A 26,158-nucleotide genomic window follows, 5' to 3' on the forward strand; every position below is an offset into this window, starting at 1 on the left:
CGGCGCAGCAGGGTTCGCGGCCGCAATGGGCTGTGCTACAATACGCGTCCCGTTGTGAGGCATGGCATATCAATGTTCAGGCTTTAGCAACGGGAGTAACCCACGGCACGGCCATTCTTCCGTGACCGCCTGTCTAGTTCTTAAGGAAATCGACATGTCCGCAGTTGAAACAAGCAAGAAGTCCGACGTCGTTGCGCAATTCGCACGCGCAGCTAACGACACCGGCTCCCCCGAAGTTCAGGTCGCGCTGCTCACGACCCGCATCAACGAACTGACGCTCCACTTCAAGGCTCACACGAAAGATCACCACAGCCGCCGCGGTCTGCTGCGCATGGTGAGCCGCCGTCGTAAGCTGCTCGACTACCTGAAGGGTAAGGACGCGGACCGTTACCGCGCACTGATCGAGAAGCTGGGTCTGCGTAAGTAATCGGGCGCGCGGTTAGGCGCTCTTGGCAAGATGCCTGTGTCAGTTCCGCTGATGCAGGCATTTTGTTTTTGCACGGTGCGCTTCATGTGACGCGCGCTGCCTGTGGTCCGCAGTGGCGTGCCGGTTCATGCGGCGGGAACAGGAAGTCGTAGTAAAGCAGTAGCAAAGAGCGGTAGAACAAGCAGCACAAGAGAAACATGGCCGGGCTTCAGGGCAGAGCTTTGTGTCATTCCAGCGGTTCGCGCACGTACTCGACGTAGGGCGTGGTTCTCTGGAATGGCATAACACTACTCTTCCCCCTGCGGCGCCGGTCCTGGCGTTGCCGCGCCGCTTCTGGTCCGCGCGGCATTACGAAGAGGAAAAGCAATGACTATGTTCAATAAGATCGTCAAAGAATTTAAGTGGGGGCAACATAACGTTCGCCTCGAAACGGGCGAAGTCGCTCGTCAGGCGAGCGGTGCGGTGATCGTCGATATCGAAGACACCGTCATCCTGGCAACCGTGGTCGGCGCCAAGACCGCGAAGCCGGGTCAGGACTTTTTCCCGCTGACCGTCGACTACCTCGAAAAGACCTACGCCGCAGGCAAGATCCCGGGTGGCTTCTTCCGCCGCGAAGGCCGTCCGTCGGAAGGCGAAACGCTGACCTCGCGCCTGATCGATCGTCCGCTGCGTCCGCTGTTCCCGGAAGGCTTCTACAACGAAGTCCAGGTCGTGATCCACGTCCTGTCGCTGAACCCCGAAATCCCCGCTGACATTCCCGCGCTGATCGGCGCGTCGGCGGCGCTCGCCATTTCCGGTCTGCCGTTCAACGGCCCGGTCGGCGCAGCACGCGTGGCCTACATCAACAACGAATACGTGTTGAACCCGACGCGTCCGCAAATGAAGGAATCGGCGCTCGACCTGATCGTCGCCGGTACGGAGCGCGCGGTGCTGATGGTGGAATCGGAAGCGCAGCAACTGAGCGAAGAAATCATGCTCGGCGGCGTGGTGTTCGGTCACGAGCAGATGCAGATCGCGATCGACGCGATCCATGAGCTGGTCCGCGAAGGGGGCAAGCCGGAATGGGACTGGAAGCCGGCAGCGAAGAACGAACCGCTGATCGCACGCGTGGCGGAACTGGCGCAAGCCGAACTGCTCGCCGCTTATCAGATCCGCGACAAGCAGGCACGTTCGACCAAGCTGAAGGAAGTCTACGCAGCAACGTCGGCGAAGCTGGAAGAAGACGCGGCAGCAAGCGGCACGGCAGCGGCTGACAAGGCTACCGTCGGCAACGTGCTGTTCGACATCGAAGCGAAGATCGTCCGTACGCAGATCCTGAACGGCGAGCCGCGTATCGACGGCCGCGACACGCGCACCGTGCGCCCGATCGAAATCCGTACCGGCGTGCTGCCGCGTACGCACGGTTCGGCACTGTTCACGCGCGGCGAAACGCAAGCGCTGGTTGTCGCAACGCTCGGCACCAAGGGCGACGAGCAGAACATCGACGCGCTCGAAGGCGAGTACCGCGAACGCTTCATGCTCCACTACAACATGCCTCCGTTCGCAACCGGCGAAACGGGTCGCGTCGGTTCGCCGAAGCGCCGTGAAATCGGTCACGGCCGTCTGGCCAAGCGCGCACTGGCAGCCTGCCTGCCGAGCGCCGACGAATTCGGCTACTCGATTCGCGTGGTGTCGGAAATCACGGAATCGAACGGTTCGTCGTCGATGGCTTCGGTGTGCGGCGGCTGCCTCGCACTGATGGACGCCGGCGTGCCGATGAAGGCGCACGTCGCCGGCATCGCAATGGGCCTGATCCTGGAAGGCAACAAGTTTGCCGTGCTGACCGACATCCTCGGCGACGAAGATCACCTCGGCGACATGGACTTCAAGGTGGCGGGTACGGAGCAAGGCGTGACGGCGCTGCAGATGGACATCAAGATCCAGGGCATCACGAAGGAAATCATGCAGGTCGCCCTCGCGCAAGCGAAGGAAGGCCGTATGCATATCCTCGGCAAGATGACCTCGGCGGTGTCGGGCGCGAACACGGTGCTGTCGGACTACGCCCCGCGCATGATCACCATCAAGATCAATCCGGAAAAGATCCGCGACGTGATCGGCAAGGGTGGTTCGGTGATCCGCGCGTTGACCGAAGAAACCGGCACGACGATCGATATTTCGGACGACGGCGTCGTCACCATCGCCAGCACGAGCAGCGAAGGGATGGCCGAAGCGAAGAAGCGTATCGAGAACATCACGCTGGAAGTCGAAGTGGGCCAGGTGTACGAAGGCACGGTGCTCAAGCTGCTCGATTTCGGCGCGATCGTGAACATCCTGCCGGGCAAGGACGGTCTGCTGCACATCTCCGAAATCGCCAACGAGCGTATCAAGGACATCAACGACTACCTGAAAGATGGCCAGCAAGTGAAGGTCAAGGTCATCCAGACGGACGAAAAGGGCCGCGTGCGTTTGTCGGCCAAGGCGTTGCTGAACGACGCGCCGCAAGGCGAGCCGACGCCGGAGTAATCCGGTAGCGGAGCAACGGCCGGCAGCGCGAATGCGCGCCGGCCGTTTTTCATGAAGGGTGCAGGGTGGATTGCGTTGCGAACGTATGCGAATGAGTACAAACGGGTACTCTGTTTGCATGGAGCGCTTCGTCGTCAGTCAGACGGTTCGCGTTTTGAGCGGCGCGCAATAAGTGTGCAGCGGGTGTGCAACGCAATCCAATCTTGGAGTTGACGCAGATGAAAGCGATCGAAATCACCGAATTCGGTGCGCCGGATGTCCTCAAGCTCGCCGAGCGGCCCATGCCGCAGCCGAAGGCGGGCGAGGTGCTGATCAAGGTGGCGGCTTCCGGCATCAACCGTCCGGACGTGTTTCAGCGCAAGGGCGGCTATGCGCCGCCGCCGGGCGCGTCGGATCTGCCGGGGCTGGAGGTGGCGGGCGAGATAGTCGGCGGCACGATCGACGAGAAGAATAATCCGTTCGGTCTGAAGATCGGCGATCGCGTCTGCGCGCTGCTGGCCGGCGGCGGTTACGCGGAATACGCGGCCGCGCCGTTGCTGCAATGCTTGCCGGTGCCGCGGGGTTTGTCGGATGTCGAGGCCGCTTCGCTGCCGGAGACGTTCTTCACGGTCTGGACCAATGTGTTCGACCGTGCGCAACTCGGCAAGGGCGAGGGCGCACCGAACGAGACGCTGCTGGTGCAGGGCGGTTCGAGCGGCATCGGCGTGACGGCGATCCAGATTGCGCATGCGCTGGGTTTTCGCGTGTTCGCCACCGCCGGCTCGGACGAAAAGTGTCGTGCGTGCGAGGCGCTGGGCGCCGAGCGGGCGATCAACTACAAAACTGAGGATTTCGTCGAAGTCATCAAGTCGCTCACCAACGACCGTGGCGTCGACGTGGTGCTCGACATGGTGGCGGGCAGCTACGTGCCGCGAGAGCTCACCGCGCTGGCCGAAGGCGGCCGGATCGTGCTGATCGCGTTGCTGGGCGGCGCGAAAGCTGAGCTGAATCTGAACGAGGTGTTGCGCCGCCGGCTGACGGTGACGGGTTCGACGCTGCGTCCGCGGCCGATCGAATTCAAGGCGAAGATCGCCGCGCAGTTGAAAGAACACGTGTGGCCGCATCTCGAAGACGGTCGCATCAAGCCGGTGGTGCATCGCGTGTTTCTGGCCGCGCAGGCGGCCGAAGCGCACACGCTGATGGAGAGCAGCACCCACGTCGGCAAGCTCGTGCTGAGCTGGGGTCAGGACGCTTGACGCAAGCGGCTCGATACGAGCCTTGACACAGGCTGTTTGACCCGATCCACCCCACGCAGTAAAATTGCGCGTTTTGCGCACGCCGCATGAATCCGAAAGGCGGGCTGTAAGCGCAAACGAAGTCCGCCGCCAAGATAAGACGAGACGATGTCGAAACAACGAGCCAAGCTGGTAGTCGGTAACTGGAAAATGCACGGGCGCCTCGCTGAAAATGCGACGCTGTTGCAGGCTGTGGCGCAAGGTGCAAGCGCATTGCCTGGTGAGGTGCGAGTCGGTGTCTGTGTGCCGAGCCCGTATCTCGCGCAGGCTCAGTCGTTACTGGCAGGCAGCCGGATCGTGTGGGGCGTGCAGGACGTGTCCGCGTTCACGCATGGTGCCTATACCGGCGAAGTGGCCGCGCCGATGGTAGTGGATTTCGGCGCTTCGCTCGCGATCGTCGGACACTCGGAACGCCGTGCCTATCATCGCGAAAGCGCCGAGCTGGTCGCGGTAAAAACGCAGCGCACGCTGGAAGCGGGATTGACGCCGATCGTCTGTGTCGGCGAAACCCTCGAAGAGCGCGAAGCCGGTGCGACCGAGCAGGTAGTCGGCACGCAACTGGACGAAGTGCTGGCGAAGCTGTCGGTGCAAGACGCGGCGCGTATCGTTGTCGCGTATGAGCCGGTCTGGGCGATCGGCACTGGCAAGAGCGCGACGTCGGAGCAGGCGCAGGCAGTTCACGCGTTCCTGCGTTCGCGTCTGGCGGCTAAGGGCGCGGAAGTGGCGGATGTGCCGCTGTTGTACGGCGGCAGTGTGAAGCCGGAAAACGCGGAAGAATTGTTCCGTCAACCGGATATCGACGGCGGCCTGATTGGCGGCGCGTCGTTGAAAGACCAGGATTTTCTGGCGATCTGCAAGGCGGCTGCGGTTGTAGTGGGCGTCGCTGGCTAAGCAGGGCGCCTCGGCGAGGATGCCCCATTCCCGTGCCACACACCGTGTGTGGTCCGGTTAATAAAGACTCAGGTGAGTGTGATGCTGTATTTGAAAACATTGATTATCGTCGTTCAGCTGTTGTCGGCACTCGGGGTTATCGGCCTCGTCTTGCTGCAACACGGCAAAGGCGCCGATATGGGCGCTGCTTTCGGCAGCGGCGCATCGGGCAGTTTGTTCGGCGCGACGGGTTCGGCGAACTTTTTGTCGCGTACAACCGCAGTCCTCGCAGCGGTGTTTTTTGTCACCACGTTGACGCTGACTTACCTCGGCGCGTATCGTGCGAAACCTTCCGCAGGCTTGCTGGGCGCGGCAGCGACTGCACCGGTTGCGGCTTCCGCGGCATCGGCACCGGCAGGTGGGTCGGCTGTGTTGCCGGCATCGGCAGCGTCCACGCCGGCTACTGACGTGCCGAAATAAATTTTCGTTCAAACTGCATTTTGTGCGTTGAACAAACCGCTTAAGCCAGTTATAATTTGAGTCTTGAAGCGATTCGCGGGTTTTACAAGTTGTTTTCCCGGATTGCATGCAGTGCCGACGTGGTGAAATTGGTAGACACGCTATCTTGAGGGGGTAGTGGCGAAAGCTGTGCGAGTTCGAGTCTCGCCGTCGGCACCAAAATGTTATCTAAATGCTAGCCGCTTGCTTCGCTTCGGCTGGCATTTTTTGTTTCTGGAGCACGGCTTGCGTTGGGCTTGCAGCTTGTGCGTTTCGGAAGTGATTTCGCGGCAGGAGTGCTATGCTCCTGTCGGCACTCAGAACCAACCGATTGAGGATAGTCTTGAACCTCGCAGCCTATTTCCCCGTCTTGCTGTTCCTCATTGTGGGCACCGGTTTAGGCGTAGCACTGGTCAGCATTGGTAAAATCCTCGGTCCCAACAAGCCCGACACCGAGAAAAACGCACCGTACGAGTGCGGCTTCGAAGCATTCGAAGATGCGCGCATGAAGTTCGACGTGCGCTATTACCTCGTCGCCATTCTCTTCATCATTTTCGACCTTGAAACCGCGTTCCTGTTCCCGTGGGGCGTCGCCCTGCGCGACATCGGCTGGCCCGGTTTCATGGCAATGATGATTTTCCTGCTCGAATTCCTGCTGGGCTTCGCCTATATCTGGAAGAAAGGCGGCCTCGACTGGGAATGATGGATTAATCGCCGGTTTGCGTGGGTGGCCAGGCTTGCCACCCCGTCTGGAGTGGAAAGCAAATGAGTATCGAAGGGGTCTTGAAGGAAGGGTTTGTCACCACCACGGCTGACAAGCTGATCAACTGGACGCGCACCGGTTCGTTGTGGCCGATGACGTTCGGTCTTGCGTGTTGCGCGGTCGAGATGATGCATGCGGGCGCTGCCCGTTATGACCTTGACCGTTTCGGCGTGGTGTTTCGTCCGAGTCCGCGTCAGTCGGACGTGATGATCGTCGCCGGCACGCTGTGCAACAAGATGGCGCCGGCTTTGCGCAAGGTCTACGACCAGATGGCCGAGCCGCGCTGGGTGATCTCGATGGGCTCGTGCGCGAACGGCGGCGGCTATTACCACTACTCGTATTCGGTAGTGCGTGGCTGCGACCGCATCGTGCCGGTCGACGTCTATGTGCCGGGCTGTCCGCCCACAGCGGAGGCGCTGGTGTACGGCGTGATCCAGTTGCAGGCCAAGATTCGCCGCACCAACACAATCGCCCGTCAATAAGGCCAACGCCTCCCCCACAATATGGCAAGCAAACTCGAGACCCTGAAAGCGAACCTCGAGGCGGCCTTCAGCGGCCTCCTGTTGAGCACGACCGAGGCAATCGGTGAGTTGACGATCGTCGTGAAGGCAAGCGACTACCTCAACGTGGCAACCCGTCTGCGCGACGACCGCTCGCTCGGTTTCGAGCAATGCGTCGATCTGTGCGGCGTCGACTATCAGACCTACGCCGACGGCGCTTACGACGGTCCGCGTTTCGCGGCCGTTCTGCATTTGTTGTCGGTGCAGAACAACTGGCGCCTGCGTCTGCGTGTGTTCGCGCCGGACGACGAAGTGCCGATTCTCCCCTCGGTCGTCGACATCTGGAATTCGGTCAACTGGTACGAGCGCGAAGCTTTCGACCTGTACGGCATCGTCTTCGAAGGCCACCCGGATCTGCGTCGCATCCTGACCGACTACGGTTTCATTGGTCACCCGTTCCGTAAAGATTTCCCTGTCTCCGGTTACGTCGAAATGCGTTACGACCCGGAAGAGAAGCGCGTCGTCTATCAGCCTGTGACGATCGAGCCGCGGGAAATCACGCCGCGCGTGATCCGCGAGGATCGCTATGGCGGTCTGAAACACTAAGAGAACGCCATGGCAGAGATCAAAAACTACACGCTCAACTTCGGCCCTCAGCATCCGGCAGCGCACGGTGTGCTGCGCCTCGTGCTCGAGCTCGACGGCGAAGTCATCCAGCGCGCCGATCCGCACATCGGTCTGCTGCATCGCGCGACTGAAAAGCTCGCGGAAACTAAAACCTTCATCCAGTCCGTGCCGTACATGGACCGTCTCGACTACGTGTCGATGATGGTCAACGAGCACGGCTACGTGATGGCGATCGAAAAGCTGCTCGGCATCGACGTGCCGATCCGCGCGAAATACATCCGCGTGCTGTTCGACGAAGTGACGCGCGTGCTGAACCACCTGATGTGGATCGGCGCTCACGCACTCGACGTTGGCGCGATGGCGGTGTTTCTGTATGCGTTCCGCGAGCGGGAAGACCTGATGGACGTGTACGAAGCGGTGTCCGGCGCACGGATGCACGCGGCGTACTATCGTCCAGGCGGCGTCTATCGCGATCTGCCGGAAGCCATGCCGCAGTACAAGGCCTCGAAGATTCGCAATGCGAAGGCCTTGTCGAAGATGAACGAGAACCGCCAGGGTTCGCTGCTCGACTTCATCGACGATTTTTTTACGCGTTTTCCGAAGTGCGTCGACGAGTACGAAACACTGCTCACCGACAACCGGATCTGGAAGCAGCGTCTGGTCGGTATCGGCGTGGTCACTCCGGAACGTGCGTTGAACCTCGGTATGACCGGCGCGATGTTGCGCGGCTCGGGTATCGAGTGGGACCTGCGCAAGAAGCAGCCGTACGAAGTCTACGACAAGCTCGACTTCGACATTCCGGTCGGCGTTAATGGCGACTGTTATGACCGATATCTGGTTCGCGTCGAAGAAATGCGCCAATCCACGCGGATTGTGAAACAGTGCATTGAGTGGCTGCGCAAGAATCCGGGTCCGGTGATGGTCGACAATCACAAGGTTGCGCCGCCGTCGCGTGTCGGCATGAAGTCGAACATGGAAGAGCTGATTCACCACTTCAAGCTCTTCACGGAAGGCTTCCATGTGCCGGAAGGCGAAGCGTACGCTGCGGTCGAGCACCCGAAGGGCGAGTTCGGTATCTACCTGATCTCGGACGGCGCGAACAAGCCGTATCGCCTGAAGATTCGCGCGCCGGGTTATGCGCACCTGTCCACGCTCGATGAAATGGCACGCGGTCACATGATCGCCGACGCCGTGACGATCATCGGTACGCAGGACATCGTGTTCGGCGAAGTGGATCGCTAGGACGTATTCATCGCCGCGCGTCTTCAGCTTGCACCGAAGCGCGCGTCAAGCAAAGGAACGCCGGGTCTGTCGCAGCATGAGTGAGCGACGGGTTTTCGTTCGGTAGGAATTGAAAGAGTCGTGTCTGAAAATGATCTCAGCTGAAGGCCTGAAAGAAATCGATCGTGCGATCGCGAAGTATCCCGCCGATCAGAAACAGTCCGCCGTGATGTCGGCGCTGGCTACTGCTCAGGAAGAGCATGGCTGGCTGTCGCCCGACCTCATGCAGTTCGTCGCGGACTATCTCGGCATGCCGGCAGTCGCCGTGCAGGAGGTTGCTACCTTCTACACGATGTACGAGACCTCGCCGGTCGGCAAATACAAGATCACGCTCTGTACGAACCTGCCGTGCCAGCTCGGCCCGGACGGCGGTGCGGACAGCGCGGCTGACTATCTGAAGCAGAAGCTCGGCATCGACTTCGGCGAAACCACGGCAGACGGCAAGTTCACCCTGAAAGAAGGTGAATGCATGGGTTCGTGCGGCGACGCGCCGGTGATGCTGGTGAACAACCATCGCATGTGCAGCTTCATGAGCCGCGCGAAGATCGACCAGCTGCTCGAGGAACTTTCAAAATGACGTCTTTACACGATCGTCACATCAAACCGCTGATTCTCGCCGGCCTGAACGGCGACAACTGGCATCTCGAAGACTACGTGGCGCGCGGCGGTTACGCCCAGCTGCGCCGTATTCTCGAAGAAAAAATTCCGCCCGAGCAGGTGATCGCCGACGTCAAGGCGTCGGGTCTGCGCGGCCGTGGCGGTGCGGGCTTCCCGACCGGTCTGAAGTGGAGTTTCATGCCGCGTCAGTTCCCCGGCCAGAAGTACCTCGTCTGCAATTCGGACGAAGGCGAACCGGGCACGTTCAAAGACCGCGACATCCTGCGCTTCAATCCGCATTCGCTGATCGAAGGCATGGCCATCGGCGCGTACGCGATGGGTATCACGGTCGGCTACAACTATATTCACGGCGAAATCTGGGAAACCTACAAACGCTTTGAAGCAGCGTTGGAAGAGGCGCGTCGCGCCGGGTTCCTCGGCGAGAACATCATGGGTTCGGGCTTCTCGTTCGAACTGCATGCGCACCACGGTTATGGCGCCTATATCTGCGGCGAAGAAACCGCGCTGCTCGAGTCGCTGGAAGGCAAGAAAGGCCAGCCGCGCTTCAAGCCGCCGTTCCCGGCGAGCTTCGGCGTGTACGGGAAGCCGACCACGATCAACAACACCGAGACGTTCGCCGCAGTACCGTTCCTGCTCGCAGTCGGTCCGCAGAATTACCTCGAGATCGGCAAGCCGAACAACGGCGGCACGAAGATTTTCTCGGTAGCCGGCGACGTTGAACGTCCGGGCAACTATGAAATTCCGCTCGGCACGCCGTTCTCGACGCTGATGGAACTGGCCGGCGGCATGCGCGGCGGCAAGAAGATCAAGGCCGTGATTCCTGGCGGTTCGTCGGCACCGGTCATTCCGGGCGACATCATGATGCAGACCGACATGGACTACGACTCGATCGCCAAACAAGGCTCGATGCTCGGTTCGGGCGCGGTCATCGTGATGGACGAGACGCGTTGCATGGTGCGCTCGCTGTTGCGTCTGTCGTACTTCTATTACGAAGAATCGTGCGGTCAATGCACGCCTTGCCGCGAAGGCACGGGCTGGCTCTACCGCGTCGTGCATCGTATCGAGCATGGGCTCGGCCGTCCGGAAGATCTGGATCTGCTGAACTCGGTCGCTGAAAACATTATGGGCCGCACGATTTGCGCGCTCGGCGATGCGGCGGCCATGCCGGTTCGCGGCATGCTCAAGCACTACTGGGACGAATTCGAATATCACGTCGCCCACAAGCATTGCCTCGTCGGCGGTCACGCCGGCGCAGCGGCGGCGTCGGAAACCGTAGCGGCTTAAGTAAGCAGACAAGCACGCAGAAGAACACGTCATCCGCGGGATTCATCGCCTGAAACGGGCGGTGAGCCGGGCGAACGATTGAGCGGTAACAGGTTAAGGAAGATTGACCATCATGGTTGAACTTGAAATAGACGGCAAGAAAGTAGAGGTGCCTGAAGGCAGCATGGTGATCCAGGCTGCGCATAAGGTCGACACGTACATTCCTCACTTCTGCTATCACAAGAAGCTGTCGATTGCGGCCAACTGCCGGATGTGTCTGGTCGATGTCGAAAAGATGCCGAAGGCCGTGCCCGCATGCGCGACGCCGGTGTCGGCCGGCATGATCGTGCGCACCAAGTCGGACAAGGCGGTGAAGGGCCAGCAAGCCGTGATGGAATTCCTGCTGATCAACCACCCGCTCGATTGCCCGATCTGCGACCAGGGCGGCGAATGTCAGTTGCAGGATCTGGCCGTGGGCTACGGCAAGTCGGCATCGCGCTATAGCGAAGAAAAGCGCGTGGTGTTCCACAAGAACGTCGGCCCGCTGATCTCGATGGAAGAAATGTCGCGTTGCATTCACTGCACGCGTTGCGTTCGTTTCGGTCAGGAAGTGGCCGGCGTGATGGAACTCGGCATGCTGGGTCGCGGCGAGCATTCGGAGATCACGTCGTTCGTCGGCAAGACGGTGGATTCGGAACTGTCGGGCAACATGATCGATCTGTGCCCGGTCGGCGCGCTGACCAGCAAGCCGTTCCGTTACAGCGCCCGCACGTGGGAGCTGTCGCGCCGCAAGTCGGTGAGCCCGCACGATTCCGTCGGCGCGAACCTCGTGGTGCAAGTGAAGAACAATCGCGTGATGCGGGTTCTGCCGTTCGAAAACGAATCCATCAACGAATGCTGGATTTCGGACAAGGACCGCTTCTCGTACGAAGGCCTGAACAGCCCCGAGCGCTTGACGCAGCCTATGCTCAAGCAGGACGGCAAATGGATCGAAACCGACTGGCAAACCGCGCTTGACTACGTGGTCAAGGGTTTGAAGGGCATCAAGGGCGACCATGGCGCGGATGCGCTGGCCGCGATTGGTAGCGCGCACAGCACGGTCGAAGAACTGTTCCTGTTGAAGCAACTGGCGCAAGCGGTCGGCACGCCGAACGTCGACTTCCGTCTGCGTCAATCGGATTTCTCGGCGCCGGTGAACGGCGCGCCGTGGCTCGGCACGAGCATCGCCGAGTTGTCGAACGTCGACGCCGCACTGGTGATCGGCTCGGATCTGCGCCGTGACCACCCGCTGTTCGCCGCGCGTCTGCGGCAAGCCGCGAAGAACGGCGCGAAGCTCACGCTCGTGCAGGCCACGAACGACGACGCGCTGATTCCGCAAGCGCAACGCGTGGTCGCCGCACCGTCGGCATGGCTCGACGCGTTGGCGGGTATCGCCGGCGCGGTGTCGGAAGCGAAGGGCGTGGCACTGCCGGAAGCATTTGCCGGCACGCAGCCGACCGACGCCAACAAGCAGGTCGCGAAGTCGCTCAGCACCGGCGAAAGCCGCCTCGTGCTGCTGGGCAACGCGGCGGTGCGTCATCCGGATTTCGCTGTCATTCACGCCGCGGCGCAATGGATCGCGGACGCAACCGGCGCGACACTGGGCTTCCTCACGGAAACGGCCAACACGGTCGGCGCGCATCTGGTGAACGCGCTGCCGGGCCAGGGCGGTCTGAACGCTCGCGAAGTGTTCGAGCAACCGCGCAAGGGTTATCTGCTGCTGAACGTCGAACCGGAGTTCGACACGGCCAATCCGGCGCAGGCTTTGACCGCGCTGAACCAGGCTGAGATGGTAGTCGTGATGTCGCCGTTCCAGACGGGCGCTGACTACGCCGACGTGCTGCTGCCGATCGCGCCGTTCACGGAAACGTCCGGTACGTTCGTCAATGCCGAAGGCACGGTGCAGTCGTTCAACGGCGTCGTGCGTCCGCTCGGCGACACGCGTCCGGCATGGAAGGTGTTGCGCGTGCTGGGCAGCCTGCTGGGCGTGCCGGGCTTCGAATTCGACACGTCGGAAGAAGTCCGCACGGCAGCGCTGGGCGACGGTGCATTGACGCCGCGTCTGTCGAACAAGACGGGTGCTACGGTCGCGCGCGGCAAGGCGGTCAAGGCAGCGGAAGGTCAGTTCGAGCGCATCGCGAACGTGCCGATCTATCACGCCGACGCGCTCGTGCGTCGCGCTGAATCGCTGCATCTGACGGCGGCGTCGCGTGCGGCGAACTCGGTCGGTCTGCCGGCCGGGTTGTTCGACAAACTGGGTTTGAAGGAAGGTGACGCAGTGCGCGTGCGCCAGGGCGAGCAATCGGTGCAGTTGCCGGCCGTGCGCGACGCGAATCTTGCGGAGACGGTCGTCCGCGTATCGGCGGCTACGCCTGCCGGTGCAGCGCTGGGCAGCCTGTTCGGTGAACTGCTGGTGGAGAAGGCGTAAATGAGCTTGTTCGATACGATCAACTCGGGCGGCACCCAGCTTCTCGGTGTGGCATGGCCCACGGTGTGGGCACTGGTGCGCATCCTGGTAGTGGCCGTCGTGATCCTGCTGTGCGTGGCTTACCTGATTCTCTGGGAGCGTAAGCTGATCGGCTGGATGCACGTGCGTCTCGGCCCGAACCGCGTCGGCCCCGCAGGTCTTCTGCAGCCGATCGCCGACGTGCTGAAGCTGCTGCTGAAAGAAGTGATTCAGCCGGCGCAAGCCAGCCGCTGGATCTACCTGATCGCGCCGATCATGGTGGTGGTGCCGGCCTTCGCGGTCTGGGCGGTGATTCCGTTCCAGGCGGGCGCGGTGCTCGGCGACATCAACGCAGGTCTGCTGTACGCCATGGCGATTTCGTCGATCGGCGTGTACGGCGTTATCCTGGCCGGTTGGGCGTCGAATTCGAAATACGCGTTCCTCGGCGCGATGCGCGCCGCGGCGCAAATGGTCTCGTACGAAATCTCGATGGGCTTCGCGCTCGTCGTCGTGCTGATGACCGCCGGCACGCTGAATCTGTCGGGCATCGTCAATTCGCAGGAACACGGCTTCTTCGCTTCGCACGGCCTGAACTTCCTGTCGTGGAACTGGCTGCCGCTGCTGCCGATGTTCGTCGTGTACTTCATCTCGGGCATCGCCGAAACGAACCGCCACCCGTTCGACGTGGTGGAAGGGGAGTCGGAAATCGTCGCGGGTCACATGATTGATTACTCGGGGATGGCGTTCGCGCTGTTCTTCCTCGGCGAGTACATCAACATGATCGTGATCTCGGCGTTGGCTGCAACATTGTTCCTTGGAGGCTGGAGCGCTCCGTTCGGGTTCCTGTCGTTTATCCCGGGCATCTTCTGGCTCGTCTTCAAGGTTTTCCTGCTGTTGTCGGTATTCATCTGGGCGCGCGCCACATTCCCGCGCTATCGCTATGACCAGATCATGCGTCTGGGCTGGAAGGTTTTTATTCCGGTCTGCGTGGTGTGGCTGGTGGTGGTCGGCTTCTGGATCATGTCGCCGTTGAATATCTGGAAATAAAGGGCGGATGAACCCATGACCGCAATCCAAGACTTTTTCAAGACCTTCTTCCTGACGGAACTGCTGAAGGGCCTCGCACTGACCGGACGTTATACGTTCAAGCGCAAGGTGACCGTGCAGTTCCCGGAAGAGAAGACCCCGATCTCGCCGCGTTTCCGTGGCCTGCACGCACTGCGCCGCTATGAAAACGGCGAAGAGCGCTGTATCGCATGCAAGCTGTGCGAAGCGGTGTGCCCGGCGCTCGCCATCACGATCGAATCGGAAACGCGTGCGGACAATACGCGCCGCACGACGCGTTACGACATCGACCTGACCAAGTGCATCTTCTGTGGTTTCTGCGAAGAGAGCTGCCCGGTCGATTCGATCGTCGAAACGCACATTCTCGAGTATCACGGCGAAAAGCGTGGCGATCTGTATTTCACGAAAGACATGCTGCTGGCTGTTGGCGATCGTTACGAAACAGAGATCGCTGCGAACAAGGCAGCCGACGCACCGTATCGTTGAAACGCTTCATTTGCAGTTTTCAGTTGAAGCAGTCAATGCGGCAGTAAATGCATGAGCAAAACGGCCTGTTGTCGGGCCGGGCGCCGCGGTTTGAACGCCGCGGCACGGCGCACCTGTGTGGTTGTTCTGACGGTTTCTCCGTCCGGCCAACGCCGCGTGCCAAAGAACAATGCCTGACGATGGCCTAACGATGAACCGGTAATCATGGAATTCACGACCGTACTGTTCTACATCTTCGCGCTGTTCCTGGTGGTTTCAGGGCTGAAGGTGATCACCTCACGCAACCCGGTGTCGTCCGCACTGTTTCTGGTGCTGGCGTTCTTCAACGCAGCCGCGATCTGGATGCTGCTGGAGGCCGAGTTTCTTGCGATCCTGCTGGTGCTGGTCTACGTCGGCGCGGTGATGGTGCTGTTCCTGTTCGTCGTGATGATGCTGGACATCAACATCGACGTGCTGCGTAAAGACTTCAAACGCTTCGTGCCGATGGCCACGCTGGTGGGCGCGATCATCGTGATCGAAACCGCGTTGATCCTGTGGCACGGCTACGGCGCAACCGCCACCGCGCTGCGCGACACCACGGCCGCCGCGAACGGCATGGGCGACTGGTCGAACACCCGCCTGATCGGCAAGGTGATCTACACCGATTACATCTTCGCGTTCGAAGTGGCCGGCCTCGTGCTGCTGGTCGCGATCATCGCGGCGATCGCGCTGACCACGAACCACAAGAAAGACAGCAAACGCCAGAACGTCAGCGAGCAGGTCAAGGTGCGTGCCAAGGACCGTGTGCGTATCGTGAAGATGAAGTCGGAAAAGACCGCGGCAACCGTCGCGGCGGAAGAAGCCGCCGCGGCAGCAGCGGCGGCGGCAGCAACAGCGGCCGACTCGGCAGCGGCTAAAAACAGCTGAGCGGACAGGAGATAGAAATCATGTTGACCCTTGCCCATTACCTTGTCCTCGGCGCGATCCTGTTTGCGATCAGCATCGTCGGCATTTTCCTGAACCGCCGCAACGTGATCATCATCCTGATGGCGATCGAACTGATGCTGCTGGCGGTGAACACCAATTTCGTCGCGTTCTCGCATTACCTCGGCGACGTGCATGGCCAGATCTTCGTTTTCTTCGTGCTGACGGTAGCGGCGGCGGAAGCGGCGATCGGCCTCGCAATTCTGGTGACCCTGTTCCGTAGCCTCGACACGATCAATGTCGAGGATCTCGATCAGCTCAAAGGTTAATTTCAGGAAAAGCGGTTATGTCCACGATACTCAATGAAAACCTGCTGCTGGCGATCCCGCTGGCACCGCTGGCCGGTTCCCTGATCGCAGGGCTGTTCGGAAAAGCGGTAGGGCGAGCCGGTGCGCATTCGGTCACGATCCTCGGCGTCGCGATCTCGTTCATCCTGTCGGCTGTGGTGTTCTTCCAGGTGATGGACGGCGCGAGCTTCAACGCGACCATCTACCAATGGATGACGATCGGTAAAACGAATTTCGAAGTCGGCTTCCTGGTCGACTCGCTGACGGCAATGATGATGTGCGTGGTGACCTTCGTGTCGCTGATGGTGCACATCTACACGATCGGCTACATGGCCGACGACGACGGCTACCAGCGCTTCTTCTCGTACATCTCGCTGTTCACGTTCTCGATGTTGATGCTCGTGATGAGCAACAACTTCCTGCAGCTGTTCTTCGGCTGGGAAGCGGTGGGCCTGGTCTCGTACCTGCTGATCGGTTTCTACTACACGCGCCCGACCGCGATCTACGCGAACATGAAGGCGTTCATCGTGAACCGCATCGGCGACTTCGGCTTCCTGCTGGGTATCGGCCTGCTGTTCGCGTTCGCCGGTTCGATGAACTACGGCGACGTCTTCGCGAAGCGTACCGAACTCGCGGCCTTGAGCTTCCCGGGTACGGATTGGGGTCTGCTGACGGTGGCCTGCATCTGCCTGTTCATCGGCGCGATGGGTAAGTCGGCGCAATTCCCGCTGCACGTGTGGCTGCCGGATTCGATGGAAGGCCCGACGCCGATTTCCGCGCTGATTCACGCGGCAACCATGGTGACGGCCGGTATCTTCATGGTCACGCGCATGTCGCCGCTGTTTGAACTGTCGGATACGGCGCTGTCGTTCGTGATGGTCATCGGCGCGATCACCGCGCTGTTCATGGGCTTCCTCGGCATCATCCAGAACGACATCAAGCGTGTGGTGGCGTATTCCACGCTGTCGCAACTCGGTTACATGACGGTCGCGCTCGGCGCCTCGGCCTACTCGGTTGCCGTGTTCCACCTGATGACGCACGCGTTCTTCAAGGCGCTGCTGTTCCTCGGCGCGGGTTCGGTGATCATCGGCATGCACCACGATCAGGACATCCGCAACATGGGCGGCCTGCGCAAGTACATGCCGATCACGTGGATCACGTCGCTGGTCGGTTCGCTGGCGCTGATTGGCACGCCGTTCTTCTCGGGCTTCTACTCGAAAGATTCGATCATCGACGCGGTGAAGCTGTCGAATCTGCCGGGCTCGGGTTTCGCGTACTTCGCGGTGGTGGCGAGCGTGTTCGTCACGGCGCTGTATTCGTTCCGTATGTACTTCCTGGTGTTCCACGGCAAGGAGCGCTTCCGCGGTCCGAAGCATCCGGAATCGCCGATGGGTATCGAAGCCGCTGCGCACGCGCATGACGCTCATGCTCACGACGCACACGGCCACGGCCATGACGCGCACGGTCACGACGACCACGCTCACGAGCCGCATGAAACGCCGTGGGTGGTGTGGCTGCCGCTGGTGCTGCTGGCGATTCCGTCGGTGGTGATCGGCGCGATCGGTGTCGGTCCGATGCTGTTCGGCGACTTCTTCCAGCACGGCGTGGCGTTCGACAAGGTGATCTTCATCGGCGCGAACCATCCGGCGGTGTCCGAGATGGCCGAGGAGTTCCACGGCTGGGCGTCGATGGGTCTGCACTCGGTCTCGGGTCTGCCGGTCTGGCTGGCGCTCGCGGGTGTGGTGGTGGCGTGGTTCCTGTACATTGTTCGACCGGATCTGCCGGCTGTCATCAAGCGCGCGTTCGGCCCGATCTACACGCTGCTCGATAACAAGTACTACATGGACAAGATCAACGAAGTCGTGTTCGCGCGGGGTGCCGTGGCCATTGGCCGGGGTCTCTGGAAGGAAGGCGACGTCGTGGTGATCGACGGTATCGTCAACGGCAGCGCACGCTTTATCGGCTGGTTCGCCAGCGTGATCCGCTTCCTCCAATCCGGCTATATCTACCACTACGCGTTTGCCATGATTATCGGCATGTTGGGGCTCCTGACCCTGTTTGTAACGCTCGGCGGCAAATAAGGCGAGGGACACTAATGCACGCTTATCCGATTCTCAGTATCGCAATCTGGTTACCGATCCTCGTTGGCCTGCTGGTTCTGGCTATCGGTTCCGACAAGAACCCGGCGCCCGCGCGCTGGGTTGCGTTGATCGGTTCGGTTGTCAGCTTCATCGCGACGATCCCGCTGATCACGGGTTTTGATTCGAGCACCGCCGATCTGCAGTTCGTCGAAAAGGCCAACTGGATCGAGCGTTTCAACATTTCGTATCACCTGGGTGTCGACGGCATCTCGATGTGGTTCGTCGTGTTGACGGCATTGATCACGGTGATCGTCGTGATCGCCGCGTGGGAAGTGATCACGAAGAACGTCGCGCAGTACCTGGCCGCGTTCCTGATCCTGTCGGGCATCATGGTCGGCGTGTTCAGCTCCGCTGACGGCATGCTGTTCTACGTGTTCTTCGAAGCGACGCTGATTCCGATGTACATCATCATCGGCGTGTGGGGTGGGGCGAACCGCGTGTACGCGGCGTTCAAGTTCTTCCTGTACACGCTGATGGGCTCGCTGCTGATGCTGGTCGCGTTGATCTATCTGTACGTCCAGACCGGCACGTTCGACCTCGCGACGTGGCAGCACGCGCAGATCGCGATGACGCCTCAGGTGTTACTGTTCATCGCGTTCTTCATGGCGTTCGCCGTGAAGGTGCCGATGTGGCCGGTCCACACGTGGTTGCCTGACGCCCACGTGGAAGCGCCGACCGGCGGCTCGGTCGTGCTGGCCGCGATCATGCTGAAGCTCGGGGCGTACGGTTTCCTGCGCTTCTCGCTGCCCATCGCACCGGACGCCAGCCACTTCCTCGCGCCGGTCGTCATCACGCTGTCGCTGATCGCGGTGATCTACATCGGTCTCGTGGCGATGGTGCAGGCCGACATGAAGAAGCTGGTCGCGTATTCGTCGATCGCGCACATGGGTTTCGTGACGCTCGGCTTCTTCATCTTCAACCAGCTCGGCGTGGAAGGCGCGATCGTGCAGATGATCTCGCACGGTTTCGTGTCGGGCGCGATGTTCCTGTGTATCGGCGTGCTGTACGACCGTATGCACTCGCGTCAGATCGCCGATTACGGCGGCGTCGTCAACGTGATGCCGAAGTTCGCCGCGTTCGTGATGCTGTTCTCGATGGCGAACTGCGGCTTGCCGGGCACCTCGGGTTTCGTCGGCGAGTTCATGGTGATTCTGGCCTCCGTCCAGTACAACTTCTGGATCGCGGGCGGCGCGGCAGTCACGCTGATTCTCGGCGCGGGCTACACGCTGTGGATGTACAAGCGCGTGTACTTCGGCGCGATCACCAACGATCACGTGAAGAGCCTTGTCGACATCAACCGTCGCGAATTTTTCATGCTGGCAGTGCTCGCCGCACTGACGCTGTTCATGGGCCTGTATCCGAAGCCCTTTACCGATGTGATGCACGTATCCGTGGAAAACCTCCTCTCCCACGTTGCGCAGTCAAAGCTGCCGTTGCCTCAGTAACGCCGAGCGGAGGAATTTAAAGACCATGCAAAACGCCCCTATGACTGCTCTGTTGCCCGACGCGCTGGTGATGCTCGCCGTTGTCGTCGCGTGGCTCAACGACACGTTCGTCGGCCAGGCCGGTCGCCGTACCACGTACTTCATTGCGTTCTTCTCGACGCTCGTCGCCGGCATCTGGTTTGCGATGAACGCGTTCGACCCGCAAGTGCGCTACTACTTCGGCCACATGTACGTGGTGGACCCGTTCGCCAACGTGATGAAAGCGGTGGTGACGCTCGGCTATGCCGTGTCGATCGTCTATTCGCGCCGTTACCTCGAAGATCGCGGCCTGTTCCGCGGCGAGTTCTTCCTGTTGGGCATGTTCTCGTTGCTCGGCCAGCTCGTGATGATCTCGGGCAACAACTTCCTGACGCTGTATCTCGGTCTGGAACTGATGTCGCTGTCGCTGTACGGCGCGATCGCGCTGCGCCGTGACGCGGCGCCGTCGAACGAAGCGGCGATGAAGTACTACGTGCTCGGCGCGCTGGCTTCGGGTTTCCTGTTGTACGGCATCTCTATGCTGTACGGCGCGACCGGTTCGCTCGACCTGAACGAAGTGTTCAAGGCGATCGGCACGAGCCACTACGACCCGAGCGTGCTGCTGTTCGGCGTGATCTTTATCGTGGCGGGCGTGGCGTTCAAGATGGGCGCGGTGCCGTTCCACATGTGGGTGCCTGACGTTTATCAGGGCGCACCGACGGCCATGACGCTGATGGTCGGCGGCGGTCCGAAGGTTGCCGCGTTTGCGTGGGGCCTGCGCTTCCTCGTGATGGGCCTGTTGCCGCTCGCGGTCGAATGGCAGCAAATGCTGGTGATTATGGCGGCGCTGTCGCTGATCGTCGGCAACATCACCGGTATCGTGCAACGCAACGTCAAGCGGATGCTCGCGTATTCGGCGATCTCGAACATGGGCTTCGTGCTGCTCGGCCTGCTCTCCGGCGTGGTCGACCACAAGACCACCGGCGCCGCGAACGCGTACGGCTCGGCGATGTTCTACAGCATCGTCTACCTGATCACGACGATGGGCACGTTCGGCGTCATCATGCTGTTGGCACGCCGCGATTTCGAAGCGGACACGCTGGAAGACTTCAAGGGCCTGAATCAACGCAGCCCGGTGTTCGCGTTCGTGATGATGGTCATGATGTTCTCGCTCGCCGGCATTCCGCCTGCGGTCGGCTTCTACGCGAAGCTCGCGGTGCTGCAGGCCACCATGAACGCCGGTCTGACCTGGCTGACGGTGCTGGCCGTGATGACGTCGCTGTTCGGCGCGTTCTACTACCTGCGTATCGTCAAGCTGATGTATTTCGACGATCCGGTAGACACCGCACCGATCCACGCCGACTCCAGCACGCGTGCTCTGCTCGCGCTGAACGGGCTGGCGGTGCTGGTGCTCGGCATCGTGCCGGACCCGCTGTTGAAGGCCTGCCTGCAGGCTATCCAGCACACGCTGCTGCTCTGATGTCGGCTGCGGGTTGGTTTATCGTGTTGTTGGCGCTGGTCGGCGCCAACCTGCCGTTCCTGAATCAGCGCCTCTTCGCCGCCGTGCCGTTGAAAGCGGTGAAGAAGAGCGCCTGGATCCGGATTGCCGAATTGATCGTGCTGTACTTCGTGGTCGGCGCACTGGGTTTTCTGCTTGAGGCGCGCGCGGGTAACCGCTTCGAGCAGGGTTGGCAGTTCTACGCGATCACGTTCGCTTTGTTCATCGTGTTCGCATTCCCCGGCTTTACTTTCCAGTATCTCGTCAAACGCCGCTGACGGCGTCTCGCCGTCGCGCACCAAGCTGTCCCGAGGTCCGCATATGGCTGAACTTCCTGATCACGACGCCGCGCTCACCGAGACTTGTGTCGAGAGCAAAACGATCCATCAAGGGCCGTTTCTGACGCTGAAATGCGATACCGTTCGCCTGCCGGACGGCAAGCAGGCCACGCGCGAATACGTTCAGCATCCGGGCGCCGTCATGGTGATTCCGCTTTTCGACGACGGTCGTGTGCTGCTGGAAAGCCAGTATCGCTATCCGATGGGCAAGGTCATGGTCGAATACCCGGCCGGTAAGCTCGACGCGAACGAAGGCGCACTCGCGTGCGCGAAACGCGAGTTGCAGGAAGAAACGGGCTACACGGCGCGTGAATTCGTCTACCTGACGCGCATTCACCCGATCATTTCGTACTCGACCGAGTTCATCGACATTTACCTCGCTCGTGGTTTGAGCGCGGGCGAGCGCAAGCTCGATGAAGGTGAGTTCCTTGAGCTGTTTACAGCAAGCGTTGCCGACGTGTCGGAATGGGTGCGTACCGGCAAGATCACCGACGTGAAGACGGTGATCGGCACGTTCTGGCTGGAGAAGGTGTTGTCGGGCGCCTGGCCGACAACCGCGCAACCGCAGTAGCGCAATCAGCCGGGCGCGTGGATAAACGCGCAGCGGTTTGGAATCTGCAAAAAGCCCTTGCCGGTCTACGACCAGCAAGGGCTTTTTTTACGCCGGATGAGACGGGTTGCCTGGCCGTTGTCTGAAAAAATGCTGCTCCGTCCTATGCCATCCGACAGTCTCGCCTCACGACGCTCATCGCTCTAGTATTGACGTTCTCCGATGGTGCTCGTCATCCAGATTGATTCGGATGGCGAACAGATTGGAGGGTAATTGTGTTTGAGTAAACGGCACATGGTTGTCACTTGACAACCATGCTTTAAGTCACTAAATTGGAGGGTATAGATGAAACGTGGAACCCACTCCAAGAAGGAGATCGAGGCCGCGCTGGTCTATGCGGAAACGAACGGCTGGCGTGTTCAGAGCGGTGGTAAAGGGCACGCGTGGGGAAAAATATACTGTCCGTACAAAGACGCAGAGTGTCGTTGTGGAGAGTTTTGTATATCGAGTGTCTGGAGTACGCCCAGGAACCCCGGCAACCATGCCAGACATCTCAGGCGCATTGTCGACAATTGCACGGCCCAGCGGTAGCGGATAGCGCCGCAGAATGAGAGTTCAGGCCGAATGAAGGTAGGAGTAACGTATGGAATATGTTTTCATCTTGAAGTACCGGCTCGCGGCTGAAGACAGCGATCTCGACGCCATCGTCGAGCGGTTGGGCGAGGAGGGTTGCGACGACGCCACGGTCGGCGTGGGGCAACCGGGTCGCATGGCGTTGTTCTTTTCGCGTGAAGGCGCGTCCGCGTTCGCCGCGCTCGTCAGCGCACTCGAAGACGTCAAACGCGCAGTGCCGTCTGCACGCCTCGTCGAAGCCGGCCCGGATTTCGTCGGGCTTACCGACGTCGCCGAGGTCGCCGGCGTGTCGCGACAGAACATGCGCAAGCTGATGCTGAGCCACGCAGTTGATTTCCCGCCGCCGGTCCACGAGGGCAGTGCGTCGGTCTGGCATTTGTCGGACATCCTGGCCTGGCTGACAGCGCGCGGTGGCTATGACATCAAGGCACACGTCCTTGACGTTGCGAAGTCGGCGAAGCAGATCAACCTCGCCAAAGGTGCGCGCGAACTCGAGCCGCGGCTTAACCGCCAACTCGAATGCCTGGTGGCGTAGCGCTGTGCCGCGATCAGTGTGCGAGGGTAACGAACGGACGCAACTCCCTGACTGACTCAACGTTCGAGCGTCACGTCATTTTCCAATCGGACGACCTTCGGCAGCCCTTTGCGCAAAGCGTTAAAATCGCGCACCGCGTTTGATTTGCCCTGAGCATCCGGCGTCGGCGTGTCGTTCGCAATAGTTTTTCGAACGACCGTTCACAAATTTATGTTTTGCGCTAAACTGGCACGCAAGCCCTGATTCCACATGAAGGTCCTCGATTTACAGTGTCCGCATGGCCATCGGTTCGAAGGCTGGTTCGCTTCAGCTGAGGACTTCGAGTCGCAGCAGTCTCGCAAGCTGGTCGAATGTCCAATTTGCGGTGCGAACGAAGTAAGCCGCTTGCCGTCGGCGCCGCGACTGAATTTGTCGGGTGCGACGGAGGCAAAGGCACCGGCGGCCACAGATGACATGCAGGCGCGTGTCATGCGTGCGTTGCGCGAGGTACTGGAAAAGACTGAGAACGTGGGCGACCGCTTCGCTGAGGAAGCACGGCGCATTCACTACAACGAAGCGCCCGCACGCAATATTCGCGGTGTTACGACACCCGAAGATGCGAAAGCCTTGGTCGAAGAAGGCATCGAAGTGATGCCGCTGCCGGTCCCGGCCGCCTTGAAGGAACCGCTGCAATAGCGCAGTGGCTCACTGGCGGCGGGCGGTTGCGGCCAGGAGACACTACGCATGAATCTGGACTATTCCTCCGCTGATAACGCGTTCCGCGCAGACATCCGCAATTGGCTCGAAGCGAATCTGCCTCGCGAGCTCAGCGACAAAGTTCTCAATCACAAACGCCTTTCCCGCGAAGATTTCGCGGGCTGGCACAAGCTGCTCGGCACGCGCGGCTGGTCGGTGATCGCCTGGCCCAAAGAATATGGAGGCCCGGGCTGGGACGCGACTCAACGACACATCTGGGACGAAGAGTGCGCGCGCATCGGTGCGCCGTCGGTGCTGCCTTTTGGCGTTTCGATGGTGGCGCCCGTTCTGATGAAATACGGCAACGAGGCGCAGAAACGTCACTATTTGCCGCGCATTCTCGATGGCTCGGACTGGTGGTGCCAGGGCTATTCCGAACCGGGTTCCGGTTCCGACCTGGCCTCGCTGCGCACGCGCGCCGAACGCGTCGGTGACCATTACCTGGTCAACGGCCAGAAAACCTGGACCACGCTCGGCCAGTACGCGGACATGATGTTCTGCCTCGTGCGCACCGACAGCGGTGCGAAGAAGCAGGAGGGCATTTCGTTCCTGCTGATCGACATGAAAACGCCGGGCATCACGGTGCGTCCCATCATCACGCTCGACGAAGATCACGAAGTCAACGAAGTCTTTTTCGAAGACGTGAAAGTGCCGGTCGAGAATCTGGTCGGAGACGAGAACCGCGGCTGGACTTACGCAAAATATCTGCTTGGCCATGAGCGCACTGGTATTGCGCGTGTCGGCCAATCCAAGCGAGAACTGGTTTTCCTGAAACGTCTCGCGCTGGATCAGAAAAAGAACGGCAAGCCGCTGCTGCAAGATCCGGTGTTCGCCGCGAAAGTCGCGAGCCTCGAGATCGAGTTGATGGCGCTCGAAGTCACCGTGCAGCGCGTGGTCGCCAATGAAGCTGGCGGACGCGGACCGGGGCCCGAGGCGTCGATGCTGAAAATCAAAGGCACCGAGGTCCAGCAGGCGCTGACCGAACTGATGTTCGAATCCGTCGGTCCGCTTGCCGCACCGTTCGACGTACCGTTCCTCGAAGGCGAGCGCGATCATAGTCTGGCCGGCGACGACGACGCCGCGCCGCTAGCCGCGTACTACTTCAACTTCCGCAAGACGTCGATTTACGGCGGCTCGAACGAAATTCAAAAGAACATCATCGCGCAGATGATTCTCGGACTTTGAGGAGCGGCGCATGGACTTCAATTTCAACGACGAACAACAGCAATTCGCCGACGCATTGCGTCGCTATCTGGACAAGAGCTACGGGTTCGAAGCGCGCCAGGCGATTGTCCGCTCGGAAGCGGGCATATCGGATACGCACTGGGCCGCATTCACCGAATTGGGTCTGACCGCGCTGCCGGTGCCGGAAGCGCAAGGTGGTTTCAACGGCGGCCCGATCGACATGCTGGTCGTTATGCAGGAACTCGGCCGCGCGCTGGTCGTCGAGCCGTATTGGGCGACGGCAGTCGGCATCGAGGCATTGCGTCTTGCCGGCAGCGGGCGGGGCGAAGATACATCGTTGCTGGAGCGCGCAGCGCAGGGCGAGATCAAGCTGTCCGTGGCATTTCACGAACCCCACGCACGGTACGATCTGTTCGACGTCGCCACGACCGCGAGTGGCTCCGGCGAGCAGCCGACCTTGACCGGTACGAAGTCGGTCGTATTGCACGGTGCGCAAGCGCATTACTGGATCGTGCCGGCCCGGCTGAATGGCGAAATCGCGCTGTTTATCGTGGCGCGCGAAGCAGCGGGCGTGAAGCTGACCGACTACCGTACGATCGACGGTCAACGCGCCGCAACGCTCGAATTCAACGGCACGCCCGCGCGCCGTCTCGAAGGCAAGCACGCCGGCGCGGCTGCGCTCGAACACATCGCGGACTACGGCACGGTCTTGCTGTGCGCGGAAGCGATTGGCGCGCTAGACGCACTGAACCTCGCCACCGTCGACTACACCAAAACACGTCAGCAGTTCGGCCAGCCGATCGCGCGCTTTCAGGCCTTGCAGCATCGCATGGTCGAGATGCTGATTCACGCCGAGCAGGCGCGTTCGGTCACCTATCTGGCCGCCATGCGCTACACCAGCGAAGACCCCGACGAGCGTCGCCGGGCCGTCTCCGCTGCAAAGGCGCGGGTTGGGCAGGCTGCGCGTTTCGTCGGTCAGCAGGCGGTTCAGTTGCATGGAGGCATGGGCGTGACGAACGAAGTCGCGGCGGCGCATCTGTTCAAACGTCTTGCGATCATCGAAACCACACTGGGCGATGTTGATCACCATCTCGCGCGGTTCGCTGCGCTGCCCGGCTTCATGACCGCCGAAGTTTGATCGGCCGGTCGAATCGGAAAACAAGGAGCGCGA

General features: G+C 60.8%; 26 protein-coding genes and 1 tRNA gene. All 27 read left to right on the forward strand.

Annotated features, from left to right (window positions below; translation table 11 throughout):
* Positions 1 to 154 precede the first annotated feature (154 nt).
* A complete protein-coding gene (gene rpsO / locus HWY05_RS28815; RefSeq protein ID WP_035551782.1) occupies positions 155 to 427 on the forward strand; it encodes a 30S ribosomal protein S15 in 273 nt (90 codons plus the stop codon).
* 366 nt (positions 428 to 793) lie between these two features.
* The gene (pnp, locus tag HWY05_RS28820) at positions 794 to 2,929 is read left to right on the forward strand and encodes a polyribonucleotide nucleotidyltransferase (RefSeq protein ID WP_176060462.1); all 2,136 of its coding nucleotides are present in this window, start codon (positions 794 to 796) and stop codon (positions 2,927 to 2,929) included.
* 218 nt (positions 2,930 to 3,147) lie between these two features.
* Positions 3,148 to 4,164, forward strand: a complete 1,017-nt coding sequence (locus HWY05_RS28825) for an NAD(P)H-quinone oxidoreductase (protein ID WP_176060463.1) — start codon at positions 3,148 to 3,150, stop codon at positions 4,162 to 4,164.
* A 147-nt stretch (positions 4,165 to 4,311) separates the two neighbouring features.
* On the forward strand, positions 4,312 to 5,094 hold the full coding sequence (gene tpiA / locus HWY05_RS28830) for a triose-phosphate isomerase (protein ID WP_035551776.1): 783 nt from the start codon (positions 4,312 to 4,314) through the stop codon (positions 5,092 to 5,094).
* An 81-nt stretch (positions 5,095 to 5,175) separates the two neighbouring features.
* Positions 5,176 to 5,553, forward strand: a complete 378-nt coding sequence (gene secG, locus HWY05_RS28835) for a preprotein translocase subunit SecG (protein ID WP_035551774.1) — start codon at positions 5,176 to 5,178, stop codon at positions 5,551 to 5,553.
* A 113-nt stretch (positions 5,554 to 5,666) separates the two neighbouring features.
* A tRNA-Leu gene (locus HWY05_RS28840) sits at positions 5,667 to 5,751 on the forward strand.
* Between the two features lie 163 nt (positions 5,752 to 5,914).
* Positions 5,915 to 6,274: an NADH-quinone oxidoreductase subunit A gene (locus tag HWY05_RS28845; RefSeq protein ID WP_007175615.1), complete on the forward strand. Its 360-nt coding sequence runs from the start codon at positions 5,915 to 5,917 to the stop codon at positions 6,272 to 6,274.
* Positions 6,275 to 6,336: 62 nt separating this feature from the next.
* Positions 6,337 to 6,816, forward strand: a complete 480-nt coding sequence (locus tag HWY05_RS28850) for an NADH-quinone oxidoreductase subunit B (protein ID WP_006052903.1) — start codon at positions 6,337 to 6,339, stop codon at positions 6,814 to 6,816.
* Between the two features lie 21 nt (positions 6,817 to 6,837).
* Positions 6,838 to 7,440: an NADH-quinone oxidoreductase subunit C gene (locus tag HWY05_RS28855; RefSeq protein WP_134960462.1), complete on the forward strand. Its 603-nt coding sequence runs from the start codon at positions 6,838 to 6,840 to the stop codon at positions 7,438 to 7,440.
* A 9-nt stretch (positions 7,441 to 7,449) separates the two neighbouring features.
* On the forward strand, positions 7,450 to 8,703 hold the full coding sequence (locus HWY05_RS28860; protein WP_035551767.1) for an NADH-quinone oxidoreductase subunit D: 1,254 nt from the start codon (positions 7,450 to 7,452) through the stop codon (positions 8,701 to 8,703).
* Between the two features lie 130 nt (positions 8,704 to 8,833).
* Positions 8,834 to 9,319 carry an NADH-quinone oxidoreductase subunit NuoE gene (gene nuoE / locus HWY05_RS28865; protein WP_035551765.1) on the forward strand — a complete coding sequence of 162 codons (486 nt, stop codon included), beginning with the start codon at positions 8,834 to 8,836 and terminating at the stop codon, positions 9,317 to 9,319.
* Positions 9,316 to 10,644, forward strand: coding sequence for an NADH-quinone oxidoreductase subunit NuoF (gene nuoF, locus HWY05_RS28870; RefSeq protein ID WP_105511582.1), 1,329 nt, complete (start codon positions 9,316 to 9,318; stop codon positions 10,642 to 10,644). Before nuoE ends, nuoF begins: the two co-directional genes overlap by 4 nt.
* Positions 10,645 to 10,756: 112 nt before the next feature.
* Positions 10,757 to 13,090 (forward strand): NADH-quinone oxidoreductase subunit NuoG, encoded by a 2,334-nt coding sequence (gene nuoG, locus HWY05_RS28875; RefSeq protein ID WP_035551761.1) that lies wholly within the window; start codon positions 10,757 to 10,759, stop codon positions 13,088 to 13,090.
* Complete coding sequence (gene nuoH, locus HWY05_RS28880) at positions 13,091 to 14,155, forward strand: NADH-quinone oxidoreductase subunit NuoH (protein ID WP_035551759.1); 1,065 nt, start codon at positions 13,091 to 13,093, stop codon at positions 14,153 to 14,155. It begins immediately after the preceding gene.
* A 15-nt stretch (positions 14,156 to 14,170) separates the two neighbouring features.
* Positions 14,171 to 14,659: an NADH-quinone oxidoreductase subunit NuoI gene (gene nuoI, locus HWY05_RS28885; RefSeq protein WP_035551757.1), complete on the forward strand. Its 489-nt coding sequence runs from the start codon at positions 14,171 to 14,173 to the stop codon at positions 14,657 to 14,659.
* A 204-nt stretch (positions 14,660 to 14,863) separates the two neighbouring features.
* Complete coding sequence (locus HWY05_RS28890) at positions 14,864 to 15,565, forward strand: NADH-quinone oxidoreductase subunit J (protein WP_035551756.1); 702 nt, start codon at positions 14,864 to 14,866, stop codon at positions 15,563 to 15,565.
* 20 nt (positions 15,566 to 15,585) lie between these two features.
* Positions 15,586 to 15,891 (forward strand): NADH-quinone oxidoreductase subunit NuoK, encoded by a 306-nt coding sequence (gene nuoK / locus HWY05_RS28895; protein ID WP_006052894.1) that lies wholly within the window; start codon positions 15,586 to 15,588, stop codon positions 15,889 to 15,891.
* A 17-nt stretch (positions 15,892 to 15,908) separates the two neighbouring features.
* Positions 15,909 to 17,990, forward strand: a complete 2,082-nt coding sequence (gene nuoL / locus HWY05_RS28900) for an NADH-quinone oxidoreductase subunit L (protein WP_176060464.1) — start codon at positions 15,909 to 15,911, stop codon at positions 17,988 to 17,990.
* Positions 17,991 to 18,004: 14 nt separating this feature from the next.
* The gene (locus HWY05_RS28905; protein WP_035551752.1) at positions 18,005 to 19,495 is read left to right on the forward strand and encodes an NADH-quinone oxidoreductase subunit M; all 1,491 of its coding nucleotides are present in this window, start codon (positions 18,005 to 18,007) and stop codon (positions 19,493 to 19,495) included.
* A 25-nt stretch (positions 19,496 to 19,520) separates the two neighbouring features.
* Complete coding sequence (nuoN, locus tag HWY05_RS28910) at positions 19,521 to 20,993, forward strand: NADH-quinone oxidoreductase subunit NuoN (RefSeq protein ID WP_035551750.1); 1,473 nt, start codon at positions 19,521 to 19,523, stop codon at positions 20,991 to 20,993.
* Positions 20,993 to 21,289 (forward strand): DUF2818 family protein, encoded by a 297-nt coding sequence (locus HWY05_RS28915; protein WP_035551749.1) that lies wholly within the window; start codon positions 20,993 to 20,995, stop codon positions 21,287 to 21,289. The genes nuoN and HWY05_RS28915 overlap by 1 nt, the downstream gene beginning before the upstream one ends.
* Before the next feature lie 43 nt (positions 21,290 to 21,332).
* On the forward strand, positions 21,333 to 21,920 hold the full coding sequence (locus tag HWY05_RS28920) for an NUDIX hydrolase (RefSeq protein ID WP_035551746.1): 588 nt from the start codon (positions 21,333 to 21,335) through the stop codon (positions 21,918 to 21,920).
* A 324-nt stretch (positions 21,921 to 22,244) separates the two neighbouring features.
* Positions 22,245 to 22,490: a hypothetical protein gene (locus tag HWY05_RS38470; protein WP_081935907.1), complete on the forward strand. Its 246-nt coding sequence runs from the start codon at positions 22,245 to 22,247 to the stop codon at positions 22,488 to 22,490.
* A gap of 52 nt (positions 22,491 to 22,542) precedes the next feature.
* The gene (locus tag HWY05_RS28925) at positions 22,543 to 23,067 is read left to right on the forward strand and encodes a DNA-binding protein (protein ID WP_035551743.1); all 525 of its coding nucleotides are present in this window, start codon (positions 22,543 to 22,545) and stop codon (positions 23,065 to 23,067) included.
* A gap of 249 nt (positions 23,068 to 23,316) precedes the next feature.
* A complete protein-coding gene (locus HWY05_RS28930; RefSeq protein ID WP_035551742.1) occupies positions 23,317 to 23,742 on the forward strand; it encodes a DUF1178 family protein in 426 nt (141 codons plus the stop codon).
* A 48-nt stretch (positions 23,743 to 23,790) separates the two neighbouring features.
* Entirely contained in the window at positions 23,791 to 24,987 is a 1,197-nt protein-coding gene (locus tag HWY05_RS28935) for an acyl-CoA dehydrogenase family protein (RefSeq protein ID WP_176060465.1), read from the forward strand.
* A gap of 10 nt (positions 24,988 to 24,997) precedes the next feature.
* Positions 24,998 to 26,125 (forward strand): acyl-CoA dehydrogenase, encoded by a 1,128-nt coding sequence (locus tag HWY05_RS28940; RefSeq protein ID WP_035551740.1) that lies wholly within the window; start codon positions 24,998 to 25,000, stop codon positions 26,123 to 26,125.
* Positions 26,126 to 26,158: the final 33 nt, after the last annotated feature.

The sequence above is a fragment of the Paraburkholderia sp. BCC1876 genome (assembly GCF_902833695.1).
Taxonomy (GTDB): domain Bacteria; phylum Pseudomonadota; class Gammaproteobacteria; order Burkholderiales; family Burkholderiaceae; genus Paraburkholderia.